This is a genomic window from Halobacillus sp. HZG1 (genome assembly GCF_035818575.1).
Lineage (GTDB): Bacteria > Bacillota > Bacilli > Bacillales > Halobacillaceae > Halobacillus > Halobacillus litoralis.
On the sequence record NZ_JAYLVQ010000038.1, the window covers coordinates 1 to 25,661 of the forward strand.

Annotated in this window: 19 protein-coding genes; 9 read left to right on the forward strand and 10 right to left on the reverse strand. The window is 44.8% G+C overall.

Features of this window, described 5'->3' with window-relative positions; genetic code table 11:
• Positions 1-566 precede the first annotated feature (566 nt).
• Together VKA52_RS05540 and VKA52_RS05545 are read right to left on the reverse strand one after the other, a co-directional pair.
• Complete coding sequence (locus tag VKA52_RS05540; protein WP_326314482.1) at positions 567-2,123, reverse strand: PTS transporter subunit EIIC; 1,557 nt, start codon at positions 2,121-2,123, stop codon at positions 567-569.
• Between the two features lie 77 nt (positions 2,124-2,200).
• The gene (locus tag VKA52_RS05545; protein WP_326314485.1) at positions 2,201-3,553 is read right to left on the reverse strand and encodes a 6-phospho-alpha-glucosidase; all 1,353 of its coding nucleotides are present in this window, start codon (positions 3,551-3,553) and stop codon (positions 2,201-2,203) included.
• 213 nt (positions 3,554-3,766) lie between these two features.
• On the opposite strand from VKA52_RS05545, the gene VKA52_RS05550 reads away from it, so the two are divergent.
• Positions 3,767-4,477, forward strand: coding sequence for a GntR family transcriptional regulator (locus VKA52_RS05550; RefSeq protein ID WP_326314486.1), 711 nt, complete (start codon positions 3,767-3,769; stop codon positions 4,475-4,477).
• A gap of 99 nt (positions 4,478-4,576) precedes the next feature.
• Here VKA52_RS05550 and VKA52_RS05555 read toward each other — a convergent pair whose 3' ends face one another.
• The 8 genes from VKA52_RS05555 to VKA52_RS05590 form a co-directional block, all read right to left on the reverse strand.
• Entirely contained in the window at positions 4,577-5,689 is a 1,113-nt protein-coding gene (locus VKA52_RS05555) for a GerAB/ArcD/ProY family transporter (protein WP_326314488.1), read from the reverse strand.
• A gap of 242 nt (positions 5,690-5,931) precedes the next feature.
• Positions 5,932-7,128: a Ger(x)C family spore germination protein gene (locus tag VKA52_RS05560; RefSeq protein WP_326314489.1), complete on the reverse strand. Its 1,197-nt coding sequence runs from the start codon at positions 7,126-7,128 to the stop codon at positions 5,932-5,934.
• Between the two features lie 5 nt (positions 7,129-7,133).
• Positions 7,134-8,651 (reverse strand): spore germination protein, encoded by a 1,518-nt coding sequence (locus tag VKA52_RS05565; protein WP_326314491.1) that lies wholly within the window; start codon positions 8,649-8,651, stop codon positions 7,134-7,136.
• Positions 8,652-8,851: 200 nt separating this feature from the next.
• Positions 8,852-9,679: a carbohydrate ABC transporter permease gene (locus tag VKA52_RS05570; protein ID WP_206946562.1), complete on the reverse strand. Its 828-nt coding sequence runs from the start codon at positions 9,677-9,679 to the stop codon at positions 8,852-8,854.
• A gap of 15 nt (positions 9,680-9,694) precedes the next feature.
• Positions 9,695-11,008, reverse strand: a complete 1,314-nt coding sequence (locus tag VKA52_RS05575) for a carbohydrate ABC transporter permease (RefSeq protein ID WP_442788825.1) — start codon at positions 11,006-11,008, stop codon at positions 9,695-9,697.
• Between the two features lie 71 nt (positions 11,009-11,079).
• A complete protein-coding gene (locus VKA52_RS05580) occupies positions 11,080-12,438 on the reverse strand; it encodes an ABC transporter substrate-binding protein (RefSeq protein ID WP_326314493.1) in 1,359 nt (452 codons plus the stop codon).
• 29 nt (positions 12,439-12,467) lie between these two features.
• A complete protein-coding gene (locus VKA52_RS05585; RefSeq protein WP_326314494.1) occupies positions 12,468-13,484 on the reverse strand; it encodes a LacI family DNA-binding transcriptional regulator in 1,017 nt (338 codons plus the stop codon).
• A 216-nt stretch (positions 13,485-13,700) separates the two neighbouring features.
• Positions 13,701-14,162: a GNAT family N-acetyltransferase gene (locus tag VKA52_RS05590; RefSeq protein WP_326314495.1), complete on the reverse strand. Its 462-nt coding sequence runs from the start codon at positions 14,160-14,162 to the stop codon at positions 13,701-13,703.
• Between the two features lie 198 nt (positions 14,163-14,360).
• Here VKA52_RS05590 and VKA52_RS05595 point away from each other — a divergent pair, with 198 nt between their 5' ends.
• From VKA52_RS05595 to argF, 8 genes are all read left to right on the forward strand, one after another.
• Positions 14,361-15,668 carry a lysine N(6)-hydroxylase/L-ornithine N(5)-oxygenase family protein gene (locus VKA52_RS05595; RefSeq protein ID WP_326314496.1) on the forward strand — a complete coding sequence of 436 codons (1,308 nt, stop codon included), beginning with the start codon at positions 14,361-14,363 and terminating at the stop codon, positions 15,666-15,668.
• Positions 15,669-16,259: 591 nt separating this feature from the next.
• Complete coding sequence (argC, locus tag VKA52_RS05600) at positions 16,260-17,297, forward strand: N-acetyl-gamma-glutamyl-phosphate reductase (RefSeq protein ID WP_326314497.1); 1,038 nt, start codon at positions 16,260-16,262, stop codon at positions 17,295-17,297.
• A gap of 20 nt (positions 17,298-17,317) precedes the next feature.
• Positions 17,318-18,544, forward strand: coding sequence for a bifunctional ornithine acetyltransferase/N-acetylglutamate synthase (gene argJ, locus VKA52_RS05605; protein ID WP_326314498.1), 1,227 nt, complete (start codon positions 17,318-17,320; stop codon positions 18,542-18,544).
• Complete coding sequence (gene argB / locus VKA52_RS05610) at positions 18,507-19,313, forward strand: acetylglutamate kinase (protein WP_326314500.1); 807 nt, start codon at positions 18,507-18,509, stop codon at positions 19,311-19,313. Before argJ ends, argB begins: the two co-directional genes overlap by 38 nt.
• Positions 19,310-20,473 carry an acetylornithine transaminase gene (locus VKA52_RS05615; RefSeq protein ID WP_326314550.1) on the forward strand — a complete coding sequence of 388 codons (1,164 nt, stop codon included), beginning with the start codon at positions 19,310-19,312 and terminating at the stop codon, positions 20,471-20,473. The genes argB and VKA52_RS05615 overlap by 4 nt, the downstream gene beginning before the upstream one ends.
• 111 nt (positions 20,474-20,584) lie before the next feature.
• Positions 20,585-21,649: a carbamoyl phosphate synthase small subunit gene (locus VKA52_RS05620; protein WP_326314501.1), complete on the forward strand. Its 1,065-nt coding sequence runs from the start codon at positions 20,585-20,587 to the stop codon at positions 21,647-21,649.
• Positions 21,639-24,641 (forward strand): carbamoyl phosphate synthase large subunit, encoded by a 3,003-nt coding sequence (locus tag VKA52_RS05625; RefSeq protein ID WP_326314502.1) that lies wholly within the window; start codon positions 21,639-21,641, stop codon positions 24,639-24,641. The genes VKA52_RS05620 and VKA52_RS05625 overlap by 11 nt, the downstream gene beginning before the upstream one ends.
• The gene (gene argF, locus VKA52_RS05630) at positions 24,641-25,597 is read left to right on the forward strand and encodes an ornithine carbamoyltransferase (protein ID WP_326314503.1); all 957 of its coding nucleotides are present in this window, start codon (positions 24,641-24,643) and stop codon (positions 25,595-25,597) included. Before VKA52_RS05625 ends, argF begins: the two co-directional genes overlap by 1 nt.
• Positions 25,598-25,661: the final 64 nt, after the last annotated feature.

A 25,661-nucleotide genomic window follows, 5' to 3' on the forward strand; every position in this document is an offset into this window, starting at 1 on the left:
CGCCCCCTAACCAAGGAAGGTTCTCGAAACTACTACTTAAAAATCACTTGTATGGTTATGAGAAGTGAATGATATAAACTCTAGCCCAATTGACGTTTAGCATAGGCAAATGCTTGATACAAAGCACTTTATGCCAGCCTAGGGAAGAAGAATTGGAACCTTCCTTATGAATACAGGTGTTTTAATCATCCACTTCCCTCAACCATTCAAGCTGCCCCTGTTAGAAGTGGTTTCGAGACACTTATAAGGTCAAGGGCGGAGGGAAACGGTGAGAATCCTATGGGACGTGTGGGACAGGTGAGACCCCGGAAGGCATAGCCTGAGGAGGCTCACCGCCCGCCCCATGGAAAGCGAACCGTTTCCCGGAGCCTCTAGAATCACACAAACATCTCGAAACTGAGTCTTCCACAATCGGGAGCTTATCTGAAAAAGGATAAATGTAAGGTTGAAAAAGGAGTCCCTGCTAGTTAGGGACTCCTTTTTTAGAAGTGAATGCAAATTGGCGATGGTCGCTTGAGTCATTCCTATACCAATAAAATCACAGGATAATAATGAAAGACAAAGACCTAAGATACATTCGACTCTTTTATAATTCTATTGATTTCATTCTTGTAAAGGTCGGACCGTCCCCCGAAGATAGCCTGGATATTGTGGTCCACTTTAACAACCCCTGCGGCTCCAAGTTCCTTTAAGCGGTCTTCATTAATTTCACCTACTTCAGAAACTTCCACACGCAATCTTGTAAAGCAAGCGTCGACGTGCTTCAAGTTTGATTCTCCACCAAGAGCTTCCATGATGGCAGCGGCTGTCTCTTTTGTTTGATTACCTTTGCCGCCTTTCTTCTGCTCGTTGAAATCTTTACGTGTGTAAAGCTTGTTCTCTTGTCCTCCACGACCTGGAGTAGCGAGGTCCCACTTTTTAATAGCGAAGGAGAAAGAGAAATAATAGATGACGAAGAATACGGCACCTGCGACAAGGTTTATCCACCAGTTTCCGGTACCCGGAAGAGCATTGACGAGGATGAAGTCGATCAATCCAGAACCGCCTGCCCAGCCGAGGTGAACATCAAGCATGTACATCACGGCAAATGAAATCCCGGCAAGAAATGCGTGAAAGACGAACAGCAATGGCGCAACGAATAAGAATGTGAATTCAATCGGCTCTGTGATTCCTGTCAAAAAGGCAGTACCCGCAGCAGCAATGAGCATCCCTTTCACGACAGGCTGATTCTTTTTATCTGCGCGGCGGTACATCGCGAGCGCAGCTCCTAATAGTCCGAACATGATGACAGGGAATTTACCTGCCATGAAGCGGCCGGCTGTAACTTCGACCCCTTCCGCAATCTGTGCGAGGAAGATGTACTGGTCACCGGACACGGCACTGCCAGCTACTTCTGCCGTCCCGCCTAGAGATGTCCATAGGAAGGGAGCATACCAGATGTGGTGCAGGCCTGTCGGGATCAATGCACGTTCTAAGAAGCCGTAAAGTCCGATGTATAAAGGGTTTGTCGCACCGTTGGCAATGACGTTGGCAACTGCATTGATGCCCCCTTGAATCGGTGGCCATACGACCATCATAGCAAGAGCAAGGAAAATGGATGAAAAGACCATGGCAATCCCAACAGAACGGTCACCGGCAAAAAAGCCGAGTACTTCTGGAGGGTCAAACTCATGGAACTTGTTATAAATCCAAACGGCTAAGAGCCCGACGACAATTCCGCCAAGGACACCTGTCTCCAGTGTGGGAATACCGAGTGCCATGCCATATTCTCCACTTTCACTGACCATTTCAGGGGTGATGCCTAAGGCGAAGGAGATCGTTTTGTTCATAATGATATAACCGAGCAGGGCTGCCAGGGCGGCAATCCCCGATCCACCTGTTAATCCGATGGCCACACCGATAGCGAATATGACAGCCAGGTTATTAAAGATACTGATTCCGATATCTGACATTCCGTTACCAATGAGTTGAATGATGTCATTCTGTAGAAAAGTGAGTGAATCAGCGAGTGGTCCTGTCAACGCAGCTCCGAATCCCAGCAATATACCGGCAGCAGGGAGCAAGGCGACGGGAACCATCAGTGATTTCCCGAACTTCTGTAAGCTTCCAAAGTATTTCTTCACTTCTGATCCTCCTTTATAGGGAAACGCTTTCTTATTTGATGGAGAGGAGACCCCGGGATGGCCGGGGTTCCTATGGGTTATTTTGATGTCACAAGCTGTTTGTTGGCATGCAATTCAGGCCAGTACTGTTGATTAGCCTCAATCATGTCATCCAAAATTTTGCGGGCGCGAGGTGCGTCTACAACTGTACGGTTCAACGTGAGCGCCTGCAGCGCTTTTTCATAGCTGTTTTCATAGTAGGCATCAACGACCAGTTTCTCGTATGCCAGCTGCCCTTCGATCAACCCTTTATAGAAGGTGGAAATGTTGCCGACGGCGAATGGCTTCGGTCCACGATTTGTAATCATCGCTGGAACTTCAACCATTGCATCGTCTGGAAGGTTGGCGATCGTACCATTGTTTTCAACCATGACGATGAAAATGTCTCCATTGTTGTAAGCCATGGATGCAGCGACGCGGATCATGTAACGACCATGGATGTCCACTTCAAGTTCAACATTAGCTGTGGTACCATCTGCAATGATTTGATCTGCCAATGTGTGGACACGTTTTTCACGGCCATTGATGACTTGACGGGCACGTGTATTGGCCACGTCTTCTTTTTCTACCATTTGAGAAGGGTAGAGATAGTATTGCAAGTACGTGTTCGGCAGGTATTCAGGGAAGTCTGTCACCATTTGCTCCACCTGTTTGAACGTTTTGATCCAGGAAGGGTCGTTGGCGATTTCAGCATCTTCAGGAATAAACCCATCTTCGGTAATGGCACGTTTGATTGTATCTGTGTGATCGTTTCCGTCCTTGTCGGAAATTTTCGTGAACCAGCCGAAGTGGTTAAGTCCGAAGTATTCTGGGACAAGGTCGAAGACGTCTTTTCCAAGGATTCCTGCGTAACTGACCATGATTGCTGCTGGCATATCGCAAATGTTCAAAAGCTTTTTATCTTCTGGGAACTCACGTCGAAGGGCTTCTGCGACAATCGCTGCCGGGTTGGTGTAGTTTAGAATCCAAGCATCAGGAGAATAATGACGAATGTCGTTGACAAGGTCGATCATGTCTCCGATGGAACGCAGTCCATAAGCCATTCCACCTGGTCCGCACGTTTCCTGGCCGACAGCTCCATGGTTTAGAGGAATCTGCTCATCCTGCTCACGCATCGCAAGACCGCCTGTCCGAATTTGAACGAAAACAAAATCAGCATTTGTCAGTGCTTCTTCTTTATCTGTTGTGTAGTGGAAGCTTTCCAGTTCAGGGTACTTTTCGCGAAGGATGATTTCTGATGCTTTCGCAATCTTTTCCTGACGTTCTGCATTGGTGTCGTAAAAAGTAATCGTTTTCAATGGAAACTGTTCTTTTTCTGCAACAAGACTCATGATCATCCCGATTGTGTAGGTGCTGCCGCCACCGACGACGACAAGGTTTTGTTTTTTCATATTGTAGACCTCCAATAAAGGTATTATATTTGTTTTATTTTTAACTTAATATGAATATAATACATATTATTGAAAGCGTCAACATTTGTATCGTATTTTTTGCAACATTTCGTTATAATGATGGTAGAGATAGGTGTTGGCCTGGTTTGAAATGTGGGGTTGGGGCGCCACATTCCCACATCACACAGGTCACTAGTTATAGGAGGAATAAAAATGGCTGCGCCTTTGTATCGTAGAATTGCTCAACAAATCAAAGAGGAAATCCAATCGGGAATATGGAAAGAAGGGGAAGCAATCCCGACAGAAATGCATCTTTCAGAAAGATACGAAGCCTCCCGCGTAACAGTGAGACAGGCCATCAAAGGCCTGGTCGAAGAGGGGCTGCTTGAGAAGGTACAGGGGAGCGGTACTTATGTGAAAGAGCAGAAGATTGAACACAACATTTTCGAACTGTTGAGTTTCACAGAGGAAATGAGACGTTTAAATAAAGAACCCGTAAACAAAATCCTGCACTTTGAATTGAAAGAAGCGGACGATCATGTGAAACGAATGCTCAAGCTTGCGGACGGAGACAAAGTGTTTTACGTCCGCCGTCAGAGACTTGTCGATGATATTCCTTATGTCGTTGAGGATACGTATTTACCTGTTTCCATGTTTCCGAACCTTTCCTATGGGATTATGACCGGGTCGAAATATGATTATATTGAAGAGGAGGTTGGGATGAAGATTAAAGACAGCTTTCAGGAAGTCATCCCGGTACTGCCTTCTAAGGATATTGCAGAAGCACTTACGGTCAACGATTCCATGCCGATTTTAAAGATTCAGTTGTATAGTGTCTTTGTGGATGGAACGATTTTTGAGTACAGTGAAAATTATTTCAAGAGTGATGAATACAAATTTACGCTTAGGGCTTCGCGGCCTTGAACTGAATCGGCTAAGAAGATCGTCGAAAAAGCACAGCGAAAATACCTGTGCTTTTTTATTTGTGCTCTTCCTTTAACAGAGTTTTCGATTTGATGCTTTTTACGAACGATCATGTTGGGGTTTCGTTTGTTTCTTGGACTTGATTAACAATCCTGCCCAAACCATTAAAGGAATGATCAAGCCGTGCGTCATGGCATAGGGGAACCATGTTTCATTGATAAAGGTCTCAAAATATGCAACATCCGGGTAGGCGATGATGGATAATACAACCATTCCCATGCCTAAGGGAAGCAACAAAGGACGGTGGTCTTCCATAGTTAGAAATTGAGCAATTCCTACAGTGGTTGAATAATAAAGGATGACCATCTTGAAGAAGATTGTAATCATCCAAATGATGGCTACCATAATTTCCAGTCCTTCTAAAAAACCGGCGATATTGATTTTTTGAGCTAATTTGTAGCTGGGATAGGTGTTCAATGCTGTTAAATCGCTCCCTAAAATCAAGATGCATAGTAAGGTGATTAACGTTAAGATAGCCCCGCCAAGAAAAGTCCCTAACAGCCAGGCTTTTTCCTTAGTTTTACCGTCTTTGACATAAGGGATGATCATCAGAAAAGTGACCATCTCTAATAGCGGTGTACCGATCACGAAAGTCGAAGTGTTCAGTACAGGAAGGATTCCATTGCTTAGAACAGGCTGCAGGTTTTCCATTTTTATCTGGGGAGATAAGGTGATCGTAAAAAAGAACACCAGGAGGACCACCCATGGCATAAACATTTCTGAAGATCGTCCGATGGTTTCAATCCCTAGATAAGCCCCCCATATGACTACAATTAGAAAAAGGATATGGGTGAATTGCAAAGGGGTTTCTGGAATGATTTGGGTGGTCATGAAGTCGCCGATGTTCCTTAACACCAGGGAGGCCAGAATATAAAGGAAAGAGAGGTAGAGAACAAGCAGAATTCTCCCAAACCATTTTCCGTATACAGCAATGGTGGCCTGTACGAACGTTTGTCCTTTCATAAGGGTTGCCATATGGTTGTATAGCATTACAAGGAGCAAGCCAGCAGCGATTGATATGATAATGGATAGCCAGGCATCCTGTTTCGCATTGGCCGTGAGCGGGGTGGGTACGATCAGAATAGAGCTTCCCACGGAAAATAAAATGACGAGAAACATAAACTGCCGGGGGCTGATCTTCTGATTATCCATTTTTACACCTCTTATCAATTAGAATCCAATCATTATATAGAACCTTTGAATAAGGTCTAGCGGATTAGGGATCTCAACATTCAGGCTTTCCAAAACACTAAAGGACGTGAAGAAAAGGAGGAATATCGCAAAGAACCAAGCATCTTTTTTTCTGTTTTTCTTGTACAACTTGGGAAATTCAAACATGAATATTCCGATTGCTATAACAATTATGGCAGTCATAGACCACATGTGAATCACGCCTATTCTTCTTTTGTAATGGGTTGAGTTGTATTCCCTTTTCTTCTAATTTGTGCTTTGATTTGAATGTCTACCTTTAATTCTTTGAACTCGCTATTCCACGTGTTCTCCACAGTCTTCCAATATTCAGGGTTTTTTCGGTGCATGAGGTTACCGAAACCGAAAATATCACTTCCGAAGTTTTCCTGGGCTGCTCTGATGGAAGCTTCCATATTTTGTTTAACTTTTTTCTCAACTTCTTTATTTATGTCTTCAATGGATTCAGCTTTGGTAAGGTCGATGGGGCAGTCTAATTCGGTTACGTTGCCCTCTAATTCTAATTCGATCAATACAGAAGGCTCTCCGCCTTTAAAGTTCGCTTTTAAACCGCTGTCTGTCCGTAGCACTTCCACACTTACAAGTCCTTTATCATTACAAGGGTAAGAAACAGTCGTACTTTTCATATCACCTGTAATATAGTTAAGGCCTTTACTTTCTTCCGGTGTTAACCAGCCGATTAGACGATCTTTTTCCATAACGGCCAGGTTATCAACTCTTAGTTGTGTAGGGGCATCGATTTTTTCAATGTTTTCGATTGACGTACCGGTGTCAGCGTCTCCCTTGATTAGAAGCCCCGGCAGGACAGGGCTTTGCCCTTTGCTAAGAATTTGGGAGATCAATTCGTCAATGACGATTCCTTTGGAACTTCCCTGACTGCTCTCCACAGCTTCCATGGTGTGCATCAGTTTATTAGCAGGGATTTTTTCATAAGGAGTAAGGACTTTCAGGAGTTCTTTCACTCCAGTATCCTTGGCGATCGTTACAAAAAAAGCGGTGCGGAATTCATGGTCTCTATAGAAAATGTCTAGAGAGGGGAGGATACCTTCCTCAGCTAATTTATTGCCGATTACAAGAAGCCGTAATTGGGAAAGGTACATCTTCCTCGGAGACTTTTGGGTCATATTTCGAAAAGCCTCGAAGACAGAATCTCCTGTTGATTCGTAAATGGAAACAGGAGGTCTTGTTGTTGGTGCATCTGTCGCAATTTCGGAAGGATTGATAACTTGAGTGATCAATAGAAATTGATCATCCTCTGTTTTGTCCAATCCAACAGCTACGACAATACCAAGGTCATCTAATTCTTTGCTATTCCAACAACCAGAAAGAAGAAGGAGACTGATAGCCACGAAGGTCGCTTTGACATATATATTTCTATACACCGCCTTTATCTCTCCTTTGATTTAGAATCGACACGCTTCTGGTTGTTTTTCGTGAATAAGCTTGGCCGCGATAACAAACCCCAGTGTGGTAAACGGATCAATACATCTTTTTGGTCTCTCGGGATCATAGGGGCGAGAGGTGCCATATAAGGCTTCCCGAACGACTTCAAACTGCATAAATGAAATACCATGGCAATCATACCTAAAATGATACCGAACAGTCCGAAGGTGGCCGCAAGGATCATTAATGGAAAACGAAGAATTCTAATCGAAATAGCCATATTGTAGGCAGGGAAAACGAAACTGCTGATCGCCGTAATGGCCACTATGATGACCATGGCGGGAGAGACAAGCCCAGCCTGCACAGCTGATTGACCGAGCACGAGGGCTCCGACAATGGAAACAGCAGAACCTACAGGCTTTGGCAGGCGGATACCGGCTTCACGAAGGACCTCAAAGGTCAACTCCATCATTAAAGCTTCCACAAAAGCCGGGAAGGGTACCCCTTCCCTTTGAGAAGCAAGACTGATTAAGAGAGGGGGAGGAATCATTTCCTGGTGGAAGGTTGTAAAAGCGATATAGAGTGATGGCATGAACAAGGCCACCGAAAAGCAGAATAATCGCAGCAACCTTACTAGTGTTCCGATGTCTGTCCGCTGGTAGTAGTCCTCACTTGATTGCATGAAATTCACAAATAAAGCGGGGACTAACAGGACATTTGGAGTACCATCAACAAGGATGGCCACCCTGCCTTCTAAAATCCCCCCGGCAATGGCGTCGGGTTTTTCTGAATTATAAACTGTAGGAAACGGGGAATATTGGGCATCCTGAATGAATTCCTCTATATAACCACTTTCTAAAACGGCATCGATATCAATTTGGTCCAGTCGTTCATTCACTTGTTCAATGACTTCTTTTTCAGCTGTACCTTCTAAATAAACCATGGCAACATCCGTACATGTTTTCCTTCCGATAGTTTTTGCTTCGACTCTGAGGTCAGGGTCCTTGATTTTTCGTCGTAACAGAGCCGTATTGGTCCGGATCGTTTCAGTAAAAGCTTCTTTTGGGCCGCGGATGACGCTTTCTGAGGTTGCCTCCTGAACCCCCCTGTCACTCCATCCTTTTGTACTTATAGATAAAGCTTTTGTTTCTTTATCCAGAAGCAGAATGGTGTCACCAGAAAGTAACTTCTTCAATAGTTCATGCTTGTCATCTACTTCCGACAATTCACCAATGGGAAGGTTAGCCTTTTTAATGGACTCATATAGATGGTGTGTTATAGGACGTTTTGCAGGGATCTCAAGCATAAGAGATTCCAAGATAAAGTTTTGCACGGTATTCTTATCTACGAGACCATCCATATAAAGAATGGCGGCAGATGTCTTATGAATGGAAAAAAGACGGGTCACAAAGTCTGAGCTGTTTCCAAGTGTTGTGCGGAGATCGTTCACATTATCATCCAATGACGAATGAAGAGGCTGAGCATCAGGGGGAGTTATATGATTTGTTTTGTTACCCTTCAAAAGCTCACACCTCCGTTGTTTTTCATTAGCATGTTCATATGTTGGAAATTTATGAAAGGTATATTAACTTTTTTAGTGCTACATCCATTTTGCAAAACGGGTTTTTTGAGTGGCAGGGACTGTAGGGGGGAATATGGAGTAAAAGAAATGTGGCTTAAAAAAAAGACTGCTCAAAAGAAGAGCAGTCTTTTTGCTATGGTTTATTCTTTTACAGCACCGGAAGTCAGTCCCGATACAATTCTTCGCTGGAACAATAACACCATGATGACAAGAGGGACCGTAACAATGACGGTAGCGGCAGATATCTCTCCCCATGGAATGGTGTACTGGCCCTGGAACATTGCAATGCCAACGGGTACGGTTTTGTGGCTTTGCGCGGTATTGATAGTGAGTGCGAAAAGAAATTCATTCCACGCGGCGATAAATACAAGAATGGCTGTTGTGAAAATACCAGGTACCGCAAGCGGCAGGATGATACGGAAATAGGTCTGCATCATGGAGGCGCCGTCCATTTTTGCAGATTCCTCAAGGTCGAACGGAATCTTACGGAAAAACGTGACGAGCAGCCAAATCGATAAAGGCAGGGCGAACGTTGTGTAAGGAATGATCAATCCCAGGTAGCTGTTCGTCAGTCCGATGTTTTTCAGAAAAATGTAGATGGGGGAAATGGTCGCGATCTGAGGGAACATGGATACAGATAAGACAACCCCAAGAATGACCGCTTTTCCTCGAAAGCGCAATCTGGCAATAGCGTAAGCAGCGAAGGCCGCGACGAACACCGTATAGACTGTGGTAATGGTCGCTACGACGGTACTGTTCCATAAATAAAGCAAGAATGGGTGATTCGTAAAGACAGAAACATAACTATTAACGGTTGGGTCAGTTGTGAACCAATTGAACGCAGCTGGACCGAAGAGCTCTGACAAGGGTTTGATGGAGCTCAAAAGAATCCAGAGGAACGGAAACATGATGATAAAGACAAAGGCAGCCAAAAAGATATAAAACCGTACGCCCGCTTGTTTTTTCACTGTACGTTCACTCCTTTACTTTTTTACTCCGTCACCAAGTAAGTCGGAGCCGAGGAATTTAATATAAATGGTAGAGATGATCGCTACACAGATGAAGACGATCACAGCAAGGGCTGAGCCTTCCCCGAAGTTCGTCTGTGTGAACATGACCTTATAGGCAAGCATCGATATGACTTCGGTCGAGTTCGCCGGTCCTCCACCAGTAAGTACGTAGATCAAGTCAAAAACACGGAAAGCATCAAGCGTCCGGAAAAGCAGAGCGACGAGTATCGCAGACTTGATCAAAGGGAGGGTAATGGTCGTAAACTGTTTCCATTTGCTTGCACCGTCAATGGATGCAGCTTCATATAGGGAGGAGGGAATCGTCTGCAGACCTGCGAGCAGTAAAAGCGCCATATAAGGCGTCGTTTTCCAAACATCAGTAAGAATGACAGAAGCCATCGCACCTGCTTGTGTAGTAAGCAGTGTACTCATGCTATCCACAATTCCGATATCAGAAAAGAACTTCGCAATGATTCCGTTCTGCCCATCATATAAAAACTTCCACATCATGGCGGATACGGCTGTAGGAATGGCCCAGGGAATTAATATGGAAGCGCGGACAAGGCCACGTCCGAAGAAGGCTTTATTGATTAAAAGGGCAATGGCCATTCCGAGCACTAATTCAAAGCCGACAGACACGGTAGTGAACAGAAAGGTGTTTCCGAGAGATCTCCATAATCGTCCGTCTGACAAGTTTTGTTTGTAATGGGAAACTCCTATGAAATTCGGTTTGACAATGCTCTCGTTCAGCCCATCGGCTAACCCGGTTAACCGGTTGGCGTTCTGTAATTGATCGTCTGCGGCAAGTTCACCCAACCGTTCCTTAACGGTACCGAATGTTTCTTCAAAGTCCTGCCCGAACTGCCGCTCAATCTCAACGAATTTCAATTCATCACTCGGCACTTCAAAGTTGAATAAAATGTCATTCACCTCTTCGTACCGCTCTGCTATGTTTTCATCCTGTAAAAGTTCTTCATCGTATTTTTCTATGTTCGATTTAATCTCTGTAAGCTCTGTGGATACGTTCCCAGAGGCTTCTTCAATTTCGTCGTCCAGAGCTGTGATCAAAAAGGGCTGGTGGTTCAGGTAGCGTTCTAAATCAAGGCTATAATCTAAATGAATACTGGATTTTGTGGGCTCATTCAGTCGATAATCGAAAAGACTGAAATAAAAGGATTGGATAACAGGCCAAATCGCAATCACTAATATGAGGATTAATGAAGGGGCGATGAGGAAATACCCAAGCCTTCGCTCTTTCTTTTGAGACTCATTCAAGTTCTTGGCCACGGTTTCGTTCCTCCTTTAATTCATAGAAGGTTCAGCCTCCAGGGAAGATTCCCTGAAGACTGAAAGGCAGGCTACTGCATGACGCCTTGCAATTCGGTTTCCATCGTCTGAACTGCCTCTTCTGGTGTCATTTCGCCAGCAATTGCTTTAGAAATATTGATCTGAAGAATTTCAGATACTTCCGGATAGTTTGGTGCTACCGGACGGGAAACAGCTGCTTCCAATGCATTCTGGAAACCTTCTTCAGCGAAGAACGGGTTGGCATCCAGGATTTCTTGATCTTCAAAAAGCTCAGGAAGAGTAGGAGCCAGTCCACCGTGGATGGCAGAGATTTTCTGGCCTTCAGGTCCTGTCATGAATTTCACGAATTCCCATGCTTCCTGCTTGTGCTCAGAGAACTTGTTGATCGCTGTCATCCATCCACCTAGAGCGGCAGCACTTCCGGCATCTCCTTCAGGAAGGGGAGCGACACCGACATTACCAACGATTTCAGATTCATTCTCATCATTCGCCAAATTCCACTGGTATGGCCAGTTACGAATATAAGGAGATTGTCCTTCGATAAACGCGGTATGGGACTCGACTTCTGTGAATGTATTGATGTTGCCAGGTACGAAATCCGATTGTGCTACTTCTACCAATTTGGAAATTCCTTTGATGGTTTCAGGGCTGTTGATGGCCACTTCACCACTTTCATTCAAAATCTGTCCGCCATACGCAGCGATGAACTCGACCGCGTTACATACAAGACCTTCATACTGTTTGGCCTGCATCAAGTAACCGAACTCTGTTCCATCTTCACCGTTATTGGTTTGAGCGGATTCAATCAGCTCATCCCACGTACCAGGAACTTGATCTTCACCAATGATGTCTGTGCGGTAGAAAAGCATACCTGTATCAATGAATTTAGGCATTGCCCATTGTTTTCCGTTAAAGTTGGCAGCGGATAATGCTCCCTGGTTGTAGCTGTCTGTATCAATGCCTTCCTGCTGGAGGAAACGGTCAAGTTCCTGAACGTAACCTGCCTGGGCAAATTCCGCCGGCCATATAACATCAAGGTCCATAACGTCGATCTCGGAACTTTCCGCGTTAAGCATCGTCACATAGGCATCGTGCTGTTGTCCTGTATCAGAAGGCATTTCGCGGAACGTCACGTTAATATTTGGGTTCTGTTCGTTAAAAGCTTCGACAAGACGTTCCGTTGCTTCCGTTGAATCTTGCCCTCTGGCATAAACGATTTCAACCACTTCACCTGAAGCCTCTGCATCTTCATTATTTTCACCGCTATCTTCATTGCTGTCTGATTCGGTGGTGGTATCGTCACTTGAAGAATCCTCTGTTCCTGATGCCCCTTCGTCCGAGCCGCTGCATGCAGCCAATGCCAACACCAAAATCAACAGCATGGACAATAACCAATGTTTTGCTTTCATTCCATTACCTCCTGTAAGTAAACAAAGTTTTATTCCACAGCACTCAATGACTTACCTGTAGTCGATTCACGCACAATCAACTTTAGGGGAAACTCATAACGCTCTTTTTGTGGCTGTTCTCTTATGTTGATTTTTTCGACCATGACTTTGACGGCTTGTCTTGCCATTTGATCAATCGGTTGTTCGACTGTAGAGATTTTCGGATCCATAATCCTTGATATGACTTGATTATCGAAACCGATGACAGCTAAATCCTGAGGGACTTTCCATCCATGGTCTTTCGCACATGTGATGATTCCTGCAGCAACCTCATCGCTTCCTGTGAAAACAGCAGTCGGAGGAGTCTTCATCTTACGTATTTTATTAAATACATCCATCCCATCTCTAATGGAGTAGGCATTATAAAAACCGTAAGCTTCATCATAAGGAAGTCCATGCTCACCTAAAGCTTGATCAAATCCCTTTCTCCGGTGATTGGCTACCATACTCTTATGACCGCCGGAGCAGTAAGCGATGTGTTTATGACCCTGATTAATGAGGTGGCTCGTCGCGATGTAGCCACCATACACCTGATCAAGCTTAATAATCGGGATTTTCGCGGATTCTTCAAACTCATTGCACATGATTAAAGGTCCGTAATTTAAGTAATCAGCGATGATCTCCCACTCATTTTCATAAGAGGTCATGATGATGCCGTCCACTTGTTTTGTCTTCAACAGTTCCAAGTGTCCGACTTCCGTTTCAGGAGAATACATCGTCTGACAAATCAATAACTGAAAGCCTTGTTTGGATGCTTCTACTTCTATGGATTCAACGAGTTGGCCGAAAAAGGGGTTCATTAATCTTGGGACAATGACAGCGATGATTTTCGTCTTTTTATTTCTTAAACTACGGGCGGAAGAGTTAGGGACATATCCCAGGGTGTTCATGGCGTGATAGACTTTTTCTTTCTTGGTTGGAGAAACATGGGGGTAATGGTTGATCACTCTGGATACGGTAGATTTAGAAAGACCAGCGAGCTTGGCTACATCATCAATGGTTACCACTATCAAACCTCCTTTATCCTAGTTATCTTTGAAACCGATTTCAAAAAAGAGGGGGGAAGTGCGGTCATTCTTGAATTCATGGAGTGACTCTTTTGAAAACGTTTTCAAAACATGGTTAAATTATAGGGGATGTATAGACATATGGCAACACTATTTTTAAAATATTCTGAAAAGTATGGCGGATAACCTTGGTGGTAGGAGATGGAGGCTTTTATATCATGGGTTTAAAGGTTTGCGGAAATAGATCATGTCCATCCCTCTTATCCCATTTTCATAAAAAGGATCAGAGTATTGTAAGAAGAAGTCACGATGAATTTCGTGGAACCGGAAACCGGCTTTCTGGTAGAAGGCTAAATTTTCAATACTGGAATTAGAAGTTCCGACGCGCATTTCTTTGTATCCTTTCTCTTGAAAAAGCGTACAGGACGCCTGGATCACTTTTTTCCCAAATCCTTTTCCTTGGAAGGCTTCCTGTATGGCGATGTTTTTAATTTCTACCGTGTACGCTTCAGGAAATACGAACAAACAGACACCTATATGTACACCATCGAGATCAATGGTATAGAACACACCATCATCGATATAGCTTTCGATTATGCTTTCAGATTCATCGGCTAACAGAAGGTCTGCCATGAAACGGCGGCGGTTGTTCGATTCCACTAAATGAATAGGGGTCATAAGATCCTCCTCTTCGTGTTCGGCTATTATCGTAACGATGTGGTTATGATAACATAAGGTCAGTGCATCTTTTTCAGAAATCGGTCATTTTTCTGAAAAGATATGATCTATTGAGTGGAAGGCTCAGGGTGATTGATGCGGGATGAGGAGACCCTTTCCCTAACATTTGAGCAACGTAACATAAAGGAGTCGTCGATGATGGAACAAAGAGAAAAGATTTACGATTTGATCGGAGTAGGTGTGGGACCTTTCAATTTAAGTCTGGCTGCTTTGCTGGATGAAATAGACGAAGTTGAATCCCTGTTTTTTGAGCAGAAGGAGGCTTTCGACTGGCACCCGGGAATGTTGATCGAAGGGACAAAGATGCAAGTCCCTTTTATCGCTGATTTAGTAACAATGGCAGACCCTACGAACAAATATAGTTTCTTGAACTACATCAGTAAAAATGAGCGCATGTATCAATTTTACTTTTTGCAGCGGCTGGATATCCCGAGAAGAGAATACAATGATTACTGCCAGTGGGCCGCCCATCAGCTGGACAGCTGCAGATTCGGGAGAAAGGTTACGAATATAAAGCATTACAAGGATAATGAAGAACTTTTCAAAGTTGAAGTGACGAAGGAGGAAAGCGGGGAGAAGGAGGTTTATCACACGAGGAATTTAGTCATGGGAACAGGCAGCGTACCTGTCATGCCACGATCTTTCCAAGATGCCTCTTCAGAGGACGTTTTCCATACAGCAGACTTCCTTCCGAATCAGGACCGCTGCCGTAAAGCGGACTCGATTACCGTTGTAGGCTCCGGCCAAAGTGCTGCTGAGACTTTCCGCGAACTTTTGAAAGAGCAGCGTGATTGCGGCTATCGACTCGATTGGATTACACGGTCTGCGAGTTTTGAATCAATGGAAGAATCCAAGCTTAGCCTTGAGCACTTTTCACCGGATTACGTGAAATATTTCTATCAACTTCCGCAAAACCAGAAAGATGAGATCTTTGCTAATCAAGGACTGTATTATAAAGGTATCAGCAATCATACAATCAATGATATCTATAACCTTCTTTATGAATATTCAGTCGGGCAGGAAGACCTGAATGTGGGACTGCAGGTACTTAGTGAAGTGAAGGATGTCCGTCCAAAAGCAGCGGGTGGTTATGAGCTCGAATGTTACCATTATCAGAAAAAGGAAACGTTCACTCACGAAACGGACCTTGTCATTGCAGCCACTGGTTACAAGCCTTTTGTTCCAGACTTTGTCCACCACTTGGAAGATTTTCTTGAATGGGATGAAGAAGGTAGGTACAAGGTGACTGCAGATTATCGGCTTGTCACAACCGAAGAGACAGCGAATGAAATCTATGTGCATAGTGGGATTTCCCATACCCATGGTGTCGGTTCCACCAACCTTGGGCTGTCGATCCATCGGAATAAAGTGATCATCAACCACCTCGTGGGACGCGAAGTTTTCTCAATGAACGAAAAAAGCATATTCCAGTCCTTCGACGTTTAATCATCCACACCCCAGCCGCTGACGGCCGGGGTGTTTTTTCATGGTTTATTAAATAGAATGGCAGGATGGCTTAAGACTCTATTTCGAATGTTTTCGGGGTCTTTTGCATTTGAACACTTTCCTGTGGGAAAGCCGCCAAGCCTATGTTCTTCTCTGGCGGGAGTCCCGCATCTTCCCAACCGTTGTTCCATAGATGTGAAAAATGCTCTCCCCGTAAGAAGCGGACTGTTTCCTGGTAGGCCTATCCACCTATCAAACAACTCAAAAGGGAGTCTTTATGTATAGATAACTTTTGGGTGGGGATAGAGGAAGGGATACTGTTGATAATGTGTATAAAATTGTGCATATGTGAATAAGAGAAGAACTTATGAGAAGGGATCACCACTTATCCACATGTGTATAAACGATCGGCCTTTTAGAAGATAATCAATCCGTTCTCAGTAGGAATTATTGAGATTATTCAGTGTTACCATTAAGAATCTGTAAAACTAACAAATTGTGATGGTAATCTATTGACATATGGTCGCTAAGGGTTAATAATATTGTAAATATACAGAAGAAATAATAATTATACATAGAGGTGGATTCAGAGTGAAAGCAGGGATCGTAGGCGCGACCGGGTACGGCGGGATTGAATTGCTCCGCTTATTAACAAATCATCCACAGGTAGAAACGATAACCTTATATTCATCTTCCCAGGCTGGGGAGAAATTTGACGACATTTACCCTCAGTTTCAAGGATCAGAATCCTATGTGTTACAAGATTTAGTGCCAGAGAAGATGAGGGAGGACTTGGACGTCGTTTTCCTAGCGACGCCGTCTGGGGTTTCAAGTAAATTGACACCTCAACTGCAGGGCGGGCATGCCAAAGTTATAGACCTTTCTGGAGATTTAAGGATTAATGAGCCCGCATCTTATGAGCGGTGGTATAAAAAAGAAGCAGCTCCTGAGGAAACGTTGGAGAAAGCCGTCTATGGTCTTCCCGAGTGGAATCTAGAGCGAATACAAAAAGCAGATCTTATAGCCAATCCTGGGTGCTATCCAACCGCCACATTACTTGGTTTGGGACCAGTAATCAAAGAGGGATTGGCCAAGCCGGACTCCATCGTCATCGACGCCAAGTCAGGAGTCTCAGGAGCAGGGAAAAACCCAAATCCCATCACCCATTTTGCTCATGCCCAGGAAAATTTTCAAATCTATAAAGTGAATCAGCATCAGCACATTCCGGAAATTGAACAGCAATTGTCCATTTGGGACGATCAAATGGAGGCTGTCACCTTTTCCACTCATCTTGTTCCGATGACGAGAGGAATCATGGCTACCATTTATCTTCAGCTAAAAGAAGAGATGAGTGAAGAAGATTTGCGGCAGAAGTTTAAGAGCTACTATGAGGCGCAGCCTTTCGTCAGGATCAGGGAATCGGGTGGGTTTCCCTGCACGAAAGATGTGTACGGCTCTAATTACTGTGACATCGGCCTTACCATCGATGCCCGGACTAAGCGGGTCACCATTGTAAGTGTCATTGATAATTTAATGAAGGGGGCGGCCAGTCAGGCGGTCCAAAATATGAATCTAGTATTCCAATATGAAGAGAGAACAGGGCTTGCACCACTCCCTGTTTATCCTTAAAGAAGAGAGGGAGAGATGGTTTGATACAAGCGAAGAACACACAAACAATCGAAAAAGTAGCGGATGGTTCCATTCTTACGCCAAAAGGATACAAGGCAGGTGGAATTCATAGCGGATTAAGATACCGAAAAAAGGACTTCGCTCTTCTCATGAGTGACCGACCGGCTTCTGCAGCGGCTGTGTACACTCAAAGCCATTTCCAGGCCCCTCCTCTAAAGGTGACGCAGGAAAGCATTGCGGAACAGGGGAAAATTCAAAGTGTCGTAATCAATAGTGCAGTCGCTAATGCATGCACAGGAGAAGAAGGATTGGCTAATGCATACGAGATGCGCCGTATGATTGCAAAAAGGTTCGGGATGCCGGATGAATACGTAGCCGTAGCCTCTACGGGCGTCATAGGACAACAGCTTCCGATGGAAAAAATCGCCCACGGCTGCGAAAATGTAGAACCCACAGAAGCAGGGTATAAAGATTTTCAGCAAGCGATCCTGACGACAGATACTTGTCAAAAGCATGCGTGTTACCAGGTACAGGTGGAAGGGAAAGTTGTCACCATCGGTGGAGCAGCAAAAGGGTCGGGGATGATTCACCCGAATATGGCGACCATGCTTGGTTTTATCACGACGGATGCCACCATCGAACCTGATGATTTGAAACGTGCATTAAGCCCATCTATTGAAAATTCCTTCAATCAGATTACCGTTGATGGAGAGACTTCAACGAATGATATGGTTCTGACGCTTGCGAATGGAGAAATAGATCACGAACCACTGACAGAGGATCACCCGGATTGGGAAGCTTTTCAAACCGCTCTTCAACTTGTTTGTGAAGATCTTGCCAAACAAATCGCTAAAGATGGGGAAGGGGCTACCAAGCTGATTGAAGTGGAGGTCACTGGCGCCCGCACGAATGAAGAAGCACGAGTCATCGGAAAGAAAGTGGTCGGTTCGAGCCTGGTGAAGACAGCTGTCTACGGGTTGGATGCCAACTGGGGAAGGATTGTTGGCGCCATCGGCCATAGTGATGCAGAAGTAGATCCGAACCAGTGTGATATCTATATTGAAGATCAACTTGTATTCAGTAACGGCACACCGTGTCCATTTTCTGAAGAGCAAGCAACCGAAGACCTGGACAATGAAAAAGTAAAAATGACCATCCACCTTTATGAAGGAGATGGGGAAGGCACGGCGTGGGGGTGTGACTTGACTTATGACTACGTCAAAATCAATGCAAGTTACAGAACCTAAACCTCTTATTGTCATAAAACTCGGTGGAAGTATGCTTGACCGACTCACTGAAGACTTTTACGGCAGCTTTCAAAAACTGCAGGAACACTATCAAATCATTATTGTGCACGGTGGAGGCCCTGCCATTACAAAGTTACTGGGGCAGCTGAATATTGAAGGTGAATTTTATGATGGATTACGAAAGACGACTCCAGAGACGCTCGAGGTTGTAGAAATGGTTCTTGGGGGTTCTGTGAATGGCAGGATTACAGGTCATCTTATGGAGAAGGGAGTCTCGGCTGTCGGAGTGAAAGGGTCTGAAGCCGCGTTGCTGCAAGCCGATTACCTGGATAAAGAAAATCTCGGTCTTGTAGGAGAGGTAAGAGATGTGAATCCGTTGCTGCTCCATAAACTTCTTGAAGAAGGGTACCTTCCGGTGGTTGCGCCTTTTGGAAGGACCGATGATCATCAAACGGTAAATATTAATGCTGATGTGGCTGCGGGGGCTATTGCTACAGCTGTCGGTGCTGAAAAGCTTCTTTATGTTACGGATGTCCCGGGCATACTTGTTGAAGGTAAAGTCCTGGCATACACAACACCCGAAGAAATCGATGGGATGATCGATCAGGGAATTATCTATGGTGGAATGATCCCGAAAGTTCATTCTGCAACGGAAGCTTTATCCGACCATTTAGAAGAAGTGCGGATTGTAAGTGGAGACCAAGCCTTGATGGAAGGTGATGCATTGAGTGGTACCTCCATTAGAGCTAAAAGAAAGGAGACGGTATAGTGAGCTTATTTCCTACGTATAACCGCTTTCCTTTAACGATTGTATCTGGAAAGGGAACGACAGTGACCGACGATCAAGGGAAAGATTATTTGGACTTTGTATCAGGGATTGCTGTATGTAATCTCGGTCATCGCCCTCCAGAAGTTCAGAAAGCGCTGGAAGAACAGTTGAATCAAGTATGGCATGTATCCAACCTGTACCAAATTCCTGTCCAGGAAGAGGCAGCGGAATTGTTGTGTGAAGCCTCTGGACTACCGTATGCTTTTTTCTGTAACAGCGGGGCAGAAGCGAATGAAGCGGCAATCAAACTTGCCCGTAAACATACAGGAAGAGAGAAAATCATTACATTCAAGCAGTCTTTCCATGGACGGACCTTTGCTACGATGAGTGCAACAGGTCAGGAAAAGATTCATGATGGATTCGGTTCCCTGCTTCCGACGTTTGAATACTTCCCTTATAACGATGTGAAAAGTATAGAGGAAGTTCATGACGGTCATGTGGCTGCGATTATGGTCGAAGTCATTCAGGGAGAAGGTGGAGTCGTACCGGGAACCAGAGAATTCCTGAAGACGGTGGAAGATAAATGCCGGGAATTAGGTGCCCTTTTGATTATCGATGAAGTTCAAACCGGAATCGGGCGTACAGGAAAAGCTTTCGCCTATCAACACCATGGACTGGATCCTGATATCGTGACAGCTGCCAAAGGATTGGGCAGCGGATTTCCTGTCGGGGCTATGATAGGGAAGGCTGAATTAAAAGATTCCTTCACAGCTGGATCTCACGGTTCTACGTTCGGTGGGAATCCGTTAGCTTCAGTGGCAGTGAAAGCGACCCTTGAAAAAATCTTTGTTCCTGATTTCCTCGCTTCTGTTACGGAGAAAGGGACCGCATTCAAAGATAAGCTTGAAGATTCATTGGCCCGCTTTAAAAGTGTGAAAGAAGTACGTGGAAAAGGTTTGATGTTGGGGATTTCCATATCCGGTGAAGCAATTCAAATCGTTCACTCATTAAGGGAAAAAGGACTTCTGGCTGTGGTAGCTGGTCCGAATGTTTTGAGGCTTCTCCCTCCATTAACCGTGGAATATGAGGAGATGGACCAGGCGGTCGCTTTAATTACCGAAGCCATCCAACAGCATGAAAACAGTTTGCAAAAAGCATAAAAAATGTATAGGCGGTGACGTTCACAGTTGTGTACAGCACCGTCTTTCTCAAAAGTTTAATGTATAAAAATACGTAATATATAATAAATATTCATTTTATGGGGTGATGGAATGAAAGGATACTTATGTTTACAAGACGGAACAACATTTGAAGGGAAGGCATCACCTTCCTTTGACCAAAGCGTCCAGGGGGAGATCGTTTTTTTTACCGGCATGACAGGATACCAGGAAGTGCTGACCGATCCTTCTTATAAAGGGCAGATTGTTGTATTTACTTATCCATTGATAGGAAATTACGGGATTAACGAGGAGGATGGAGAAAGCCAAGAGATTCAAGTAAGTGGTGTGGTCATGTACCAATGTGCGGAAACTCCATCACATTTTCAGACAAAGAAGTCATTAGGAACTTATCTGGACGAACAAAATATTCCATACATGACAGATGCAGATACAAGAGAAGTGACCAAGGCTATTCGCGTAGAAGGAACCCAGCAAGCCGCCCTTTCTCTCGAGCCCAATTATCGATTCAAACCGACGGAGACCCATCAGATTCAACAGGTGAGTGGGCATGAAATTCATACGTTTGGAGGAGGGGACGTTCATGTGGCGCTCATCGACTTCGGTTGGAAGAAATCGATTTTGAACGCCCTTCTGGAAAGAGGGGTTCAGGTTTCAGTTCTTCCTTTTTCAAAAATTGAAATGCTGGATACGCTTCAACCGGATGCTATCGTCCTATCGAATGGTCCGGGGGACCCGAAGGATACCGTGGACGTTTTACCCCTTTTGAAAAAGGCTTTAGAAAAGTTCCCGTCTTTTGGAATCTGTATGGGACATCAGGTCATTGCTCTTGCTTTTGGAGGAGATACGACGAAGTTGACATTTGGTCATCGCGGTGCCAACCATCCAGTCAAAGACGTGGTATCAGGGAAAGTATTTCTGTCCTCGCAAAATCATAACTATGTGGTCAAAGAAGACAGCTTGAATGGAACGCCGCTCGTAACAAGGTTTTACAACGTGAATGACGGTTCCATTGAAGGTTTGATGCATGACTCGAAACTGATCATGTCCGCTCAATTCCATCCTGAAGCCCATCCCGGGCCGAAAGATGCGGAATGGTTGTTTGATCATTTTCTTACACTGGTGAAGAACAAAGGAGTGAAGACACATGTCTCGTAAAGTATTAGTCATCGGATCAGGTCCGATCATGATTGGGCAGGCAGCAGAATTTGATTACTCAGGGACGCAAGGTTGTCTCGCGCTGAAAGAAGAAGGGTGTGAGGTGGTACTCGTCAATAACAATCCGGCAACCATCATGACCGACCATGACGTCGCGGATGTCGTGTATTGTGAGCCATTGACGGTAGAAAGCTTAACAAAAATCATAGATTTGGAAAACCCGGATGCACTCCTTGCCGGGCTCGGGGGACAGACTGCTCTTAATCTAGCTGTTGAACTGGAAAGAGAAGGCGTCTTGCAGGAGTATGGCCTGGAGTTATTGGGGACCAGTGTGCATTCCATTCAAAAAGGGGAGGACAGAGAATTGTTCCGCGGGTTGATGCATGAATTATCCCAACCAGTCCCTGAAAGTGAAGTGATTACCACGATCGAGCAGGCAGAAGCTTTTGCTGAAAAAGTCGGGTATCCGATCATCAGTCGACCTGCTTATACGCTTGGAGGACGCGGGGGTGGAATCGTTCACAGACCAGAGGAACTGGAAGAACTGATTGCGACAGGACTGAAAGCGAGTCCGATCCACCAGGTCATCGTAGAAAAGAGTATCGCAGGTTTCAAGGAAATTGAGTATGAAATCATGCGGGATCACAACGGAACATGCATTTCTGTTTGTAATATGGAAAATTTCGATCCTGTAGGGGTGCATACCGGAGACTCGATTGTCGTGGCCCCTTCCCAGACACTGTCGGATAACGATTACCAAATGCTTCGGACAGCAGCGTTCAAAATTGTATCTGAACTCGATGTCATCGGAGGGTGTAATGTTCAATTCGCGCTTGATACAGATAGCCGCCAATACTATGTGATTGAGATTAATCCGCGCGTCAGTCGTTCATCAGCCCTGGCTTCGAAAGCCACGGGGTATCCGATTGCAAAAATGGCGACCAAGGTGGCTCTCGGCTATACGCTCGATCAGCTTGAAAATCCCCTTACTGGATATACGTACGCAAGCTTCGAACCGGCGCTTGATTATGTCGTTGTTAAATTCCCGCGCTGGCCGTTCGATAAGTTTTCAGAAGCCGATCGAAAGCTTGGGACGAAGATGCGGGCAACAGGGGAAGTCATGGCTATCGATCGAACGTTGGAAGGGGCTTTTCAAAAAGCTGTGCATTCCCTGGATACAAAAATTCCTGACATTCAGAATCCATGGGATCACCTGGAGAAACCAACAGACTTGCGTTATTTCGCTATTCTCCACCTTTTAAGAGAAGGAGAAAGTCTTGAAGTGATTCACGGTAATACAAAGATTGACCGTTTCTTTTTACAGGTGCTGAAAAACCTTGTGGAGTTAGAGAAGTGTTTGCAAACAGAGCCTTTGGATGAAGTGCTTTTGAGAAAAGTCAAAGTCTGTGGATTTTCAGATCAGGAGATTGCTCATCTTGTTGGTGTATCTGAAAAAGAAATACAAAACAGAAGAGAGGATCTTGGGATTCTTCGTCAATTCAAGCTCGTCGATACATGTGCAGCGGAATTCGAAGCGGCCACGAACTATGTGTACAGCACATTTGCAGGTGTGAATGAAATTTCTCCCCTGCCAGGGAAGAAGAAAGCGTTGATCCTCGGATCCGGCCCGATACGAATCGGACAGGGTGTTGAATTTGATTATAGTGCGGTGAAAGCCATCCAAAGTCTCCAAAAACAAGGGTGGACGACGATCATGGTGAACAACAATCCGGAAACGGTGAGTACGGACTATGAAACAGCGGACCGTCTCTACTTCGAACCGATTCAAAAAGAAATCATAACATCCATCGTTGATCACGAAGACATTGACCTTGTATTCACATCATTTGGCGGGCAGACAGCCATCAATTTAGCTGCTGAGCTAGAGGCAGAAGGGGTGCCGCTTGCAGGAGTCGGTACGGATGTTCTGGATGCGCTGGAGGACAGAGATAAATTCTATGCGGCTTTAAATGATTTGGACATTCCTTATGTGTCAGGGACCACTTGCCATACCAAAAATGAAGCACTAAAAGCGGCGGAACATTATTCATTTCCCATTCTTTGTCGTCCGTCGTATGTCATTGGCGGCCAAGGTATGGTTATTGTCAAAAATATGAACGAGTTGAAGCAGTCGCTTCAGGAAGCAGATGATCATCACTACCCGATTGTTCTGGATACTTTTATGGAAGGGAAGGAGGTAGAGGTGGACCTTGTGGCGGATGGAGAAAATCTCTACCTTCCTGACATTATTGAACATATAGAACCGGGAGGCGTTCATTCCGGGGACAGTATGGCGCTTTTTCCTTCGAATCTTGGAAGTGAAGTCAAAGAGACCATTGAATTTTATGGTCGGAGAATCGTACGTCACTTTAGCTATAAAGGGATCATGAATATCCAGTTTTTACTGAGCGGAGAAAACGTGTATGTGCTGGAAGTGAACCCAAGAGCTAGTCGTACAGTGCCGATTGTGAGTAAAGTGGCAGACATTCCCCTTGTGGATTTAGCCGTTCGTATATTGGCCTCAGATGAAGTCGATTTACTGTCCATTCCAAAACCTGAGTTTGACCAAACGGCCGTGAAGTATCCTGTATTTTCTTCCTATGCGTTGACGGAAGTTGATCATAAGCTTGGCCCGAATATGAAATCGACGGGGGAGGGAATGTGCCTTGGAAGAACAACAGAGGAAGCCCTGCGTAAAGTTTTCTCCCATTTACCGAATGCGCATGAGGTGAGTAATTCTTGTTTTGTCGAAGGGGATTCTACTTTTTCAGCTAAGGATTTTAAGGAGTGGCTCAAAGTAGAGGAAGCTTCCATTTATGTCAATGAGGACTCCAGTCCTCAAGCGAGTGAACGCAGAATACAGGCGGTTAAGAATGGATTGACTGTATTCAGTGAGAAAGCAACGTTCAACGCCTATATGGCATCGTTATCCTGTGAAGATTTCAACCCTGCCCCTCTGCCGGGTAATAAACGTGAAGGAGTGCAATCGTAATGAATTTGATGGAACAAATGTACGCAACAGATGGTTCAATGCATGGAAAGGACGTCTTGACTTGGCTTGATTATAATCAGGCCGAGGTTTCTCAATTATTAGCGCAGGCGCAACATTTAAAAGAAAATCCTTATTCTCAATCATTAAAAGGCAAAAACCTGGCGATGATTTTTGAAAAATCTTCTACAAGAACCCGCGTTTCTTTTGAGGTTGGTATGGTCCAAATGGGCGGCCATGCCCTATATTTAAACACGAGAGATATCCAGATCGGCCGCGGTGAAACCATTGCTGATACGGCTCAGGTACTTTCCGGATACGTTGATGCAATCATGTTCAGAACCACATCGCATGGGAAGTTGAAGGAGCTTGCTGAATACGCCTCTGTGCCTGTGATCAATGGATTATGTGATATTTACCACCCGTGTCAGGCTTTGGCGGATATCTTCACCATTTTAGAGTTGAAGGGGCGCTTGTGTGGGGTGAAGGTCGTCTATATCGGTGACGGAAACAATGTCGCTCATTCGCTGATGATATTAGCCGCGATGATGGGGATGGATATGGTCGTATCTGCACCGGACGGCTATCAACCCGACCCTCTGATTACCGAGAAATCACAAGCGCTGGCGAAGCGGTATGGCGGATCGGTTGTACTGGAAGAGAATCCAGTAAAGGCCGTGGAGCAAGCGGACGTCATTTACACAGATGTGTGGACAAGTATGGGGCAGGAAGAGGAGAGTGAAAAACGCTTGCTTGATTTCAAAGACTACCAAGTAAATGAAGCATTAATAAGCAAAGCTAAATCGGATGTCTCCTTTTTGCATTGCCTTCCTGCCCATCGAGGGGAAGAAGTTACAGCAGGTGTCATTGACGGGAATCAATCGGCGGTCTTTCAGCAGGCTGAAAATCGTATGCATGTCCAAAAAGCCATATTACAAGCGGTCGTCGGTTGGAAGTGAATTTATGAGCATAATTCAGCCCGAACCAACAATAGGATATAGGAAAAGGACCTCATAAATAAAA

Coding starts and splice junctions, on each gene's coding strand:
- VKA52_RS05545 (WP_326314485.1), bottom strand. CDS start 3,553: ATGAAAAAACAAAACCTTGTCGTCGTCGGTGGCGGCAGCACCTACACA.
- VKA52_RS05550 (WP_326314486.1), top strand. CDS start 3,767: ATGGCTGCGCCTTTGTATCGTAGAATTGCTCAACAAATCAAAGAGGAA.
- VKA52_RS05555 (WP_326314488.1), bottom strand. CDS start 5,689: ATGGATAATCAGAAGATCAGCCCCCGGCAGTTTATGTTTCTCGTCATT.
- VKA52_RS05580 (WP_326314493.1), bottom strand. CDS start 12,438: ATGAAAGCAAAACATTGGTTATTGTCCATGCTGTTGATTTTGGTGTTG.
- VKA52_RS05590 (WP_326314495.1), bottom strand. CDS start 14,162: ATGACCCCTATTCATTTAGTGGAATCGAACAACCGCCGCCGTTTCATG.
- VKA52_RS05595 (WP_326314496.1), top strand. CDS start 14,361: ATGGAACAAAGAGAAAAGATTTACGATTTGATCGGAGTAGGTGTGGGA.
- argB (WP_326314500.1), top strand. CDS start 18,507: ATGACTACGTCAAAATCAATGCAAGTTACAGAACCTAAACCTCTTATT.
- VKA52_RS05620 (WP_326314501.1), top strand. CDS start 20,585: ATGAAAGGATACTTATGTTTACAAGACGGAACAACATTTGAAGGGAAG.
- VKA52_RS05625 (WP_326314502.1), top strand. CDS start 21,639: ATGTCTCGTAAAGTATTAGTCATCGGATCAGGTCCGATCATGATTGGG.
- argF (WP_326314503.1), top strand. CDS start 24,641: ATGAATTTGATGGAACAAATGTACGCAACAGATGGTTCAATGCATGGA.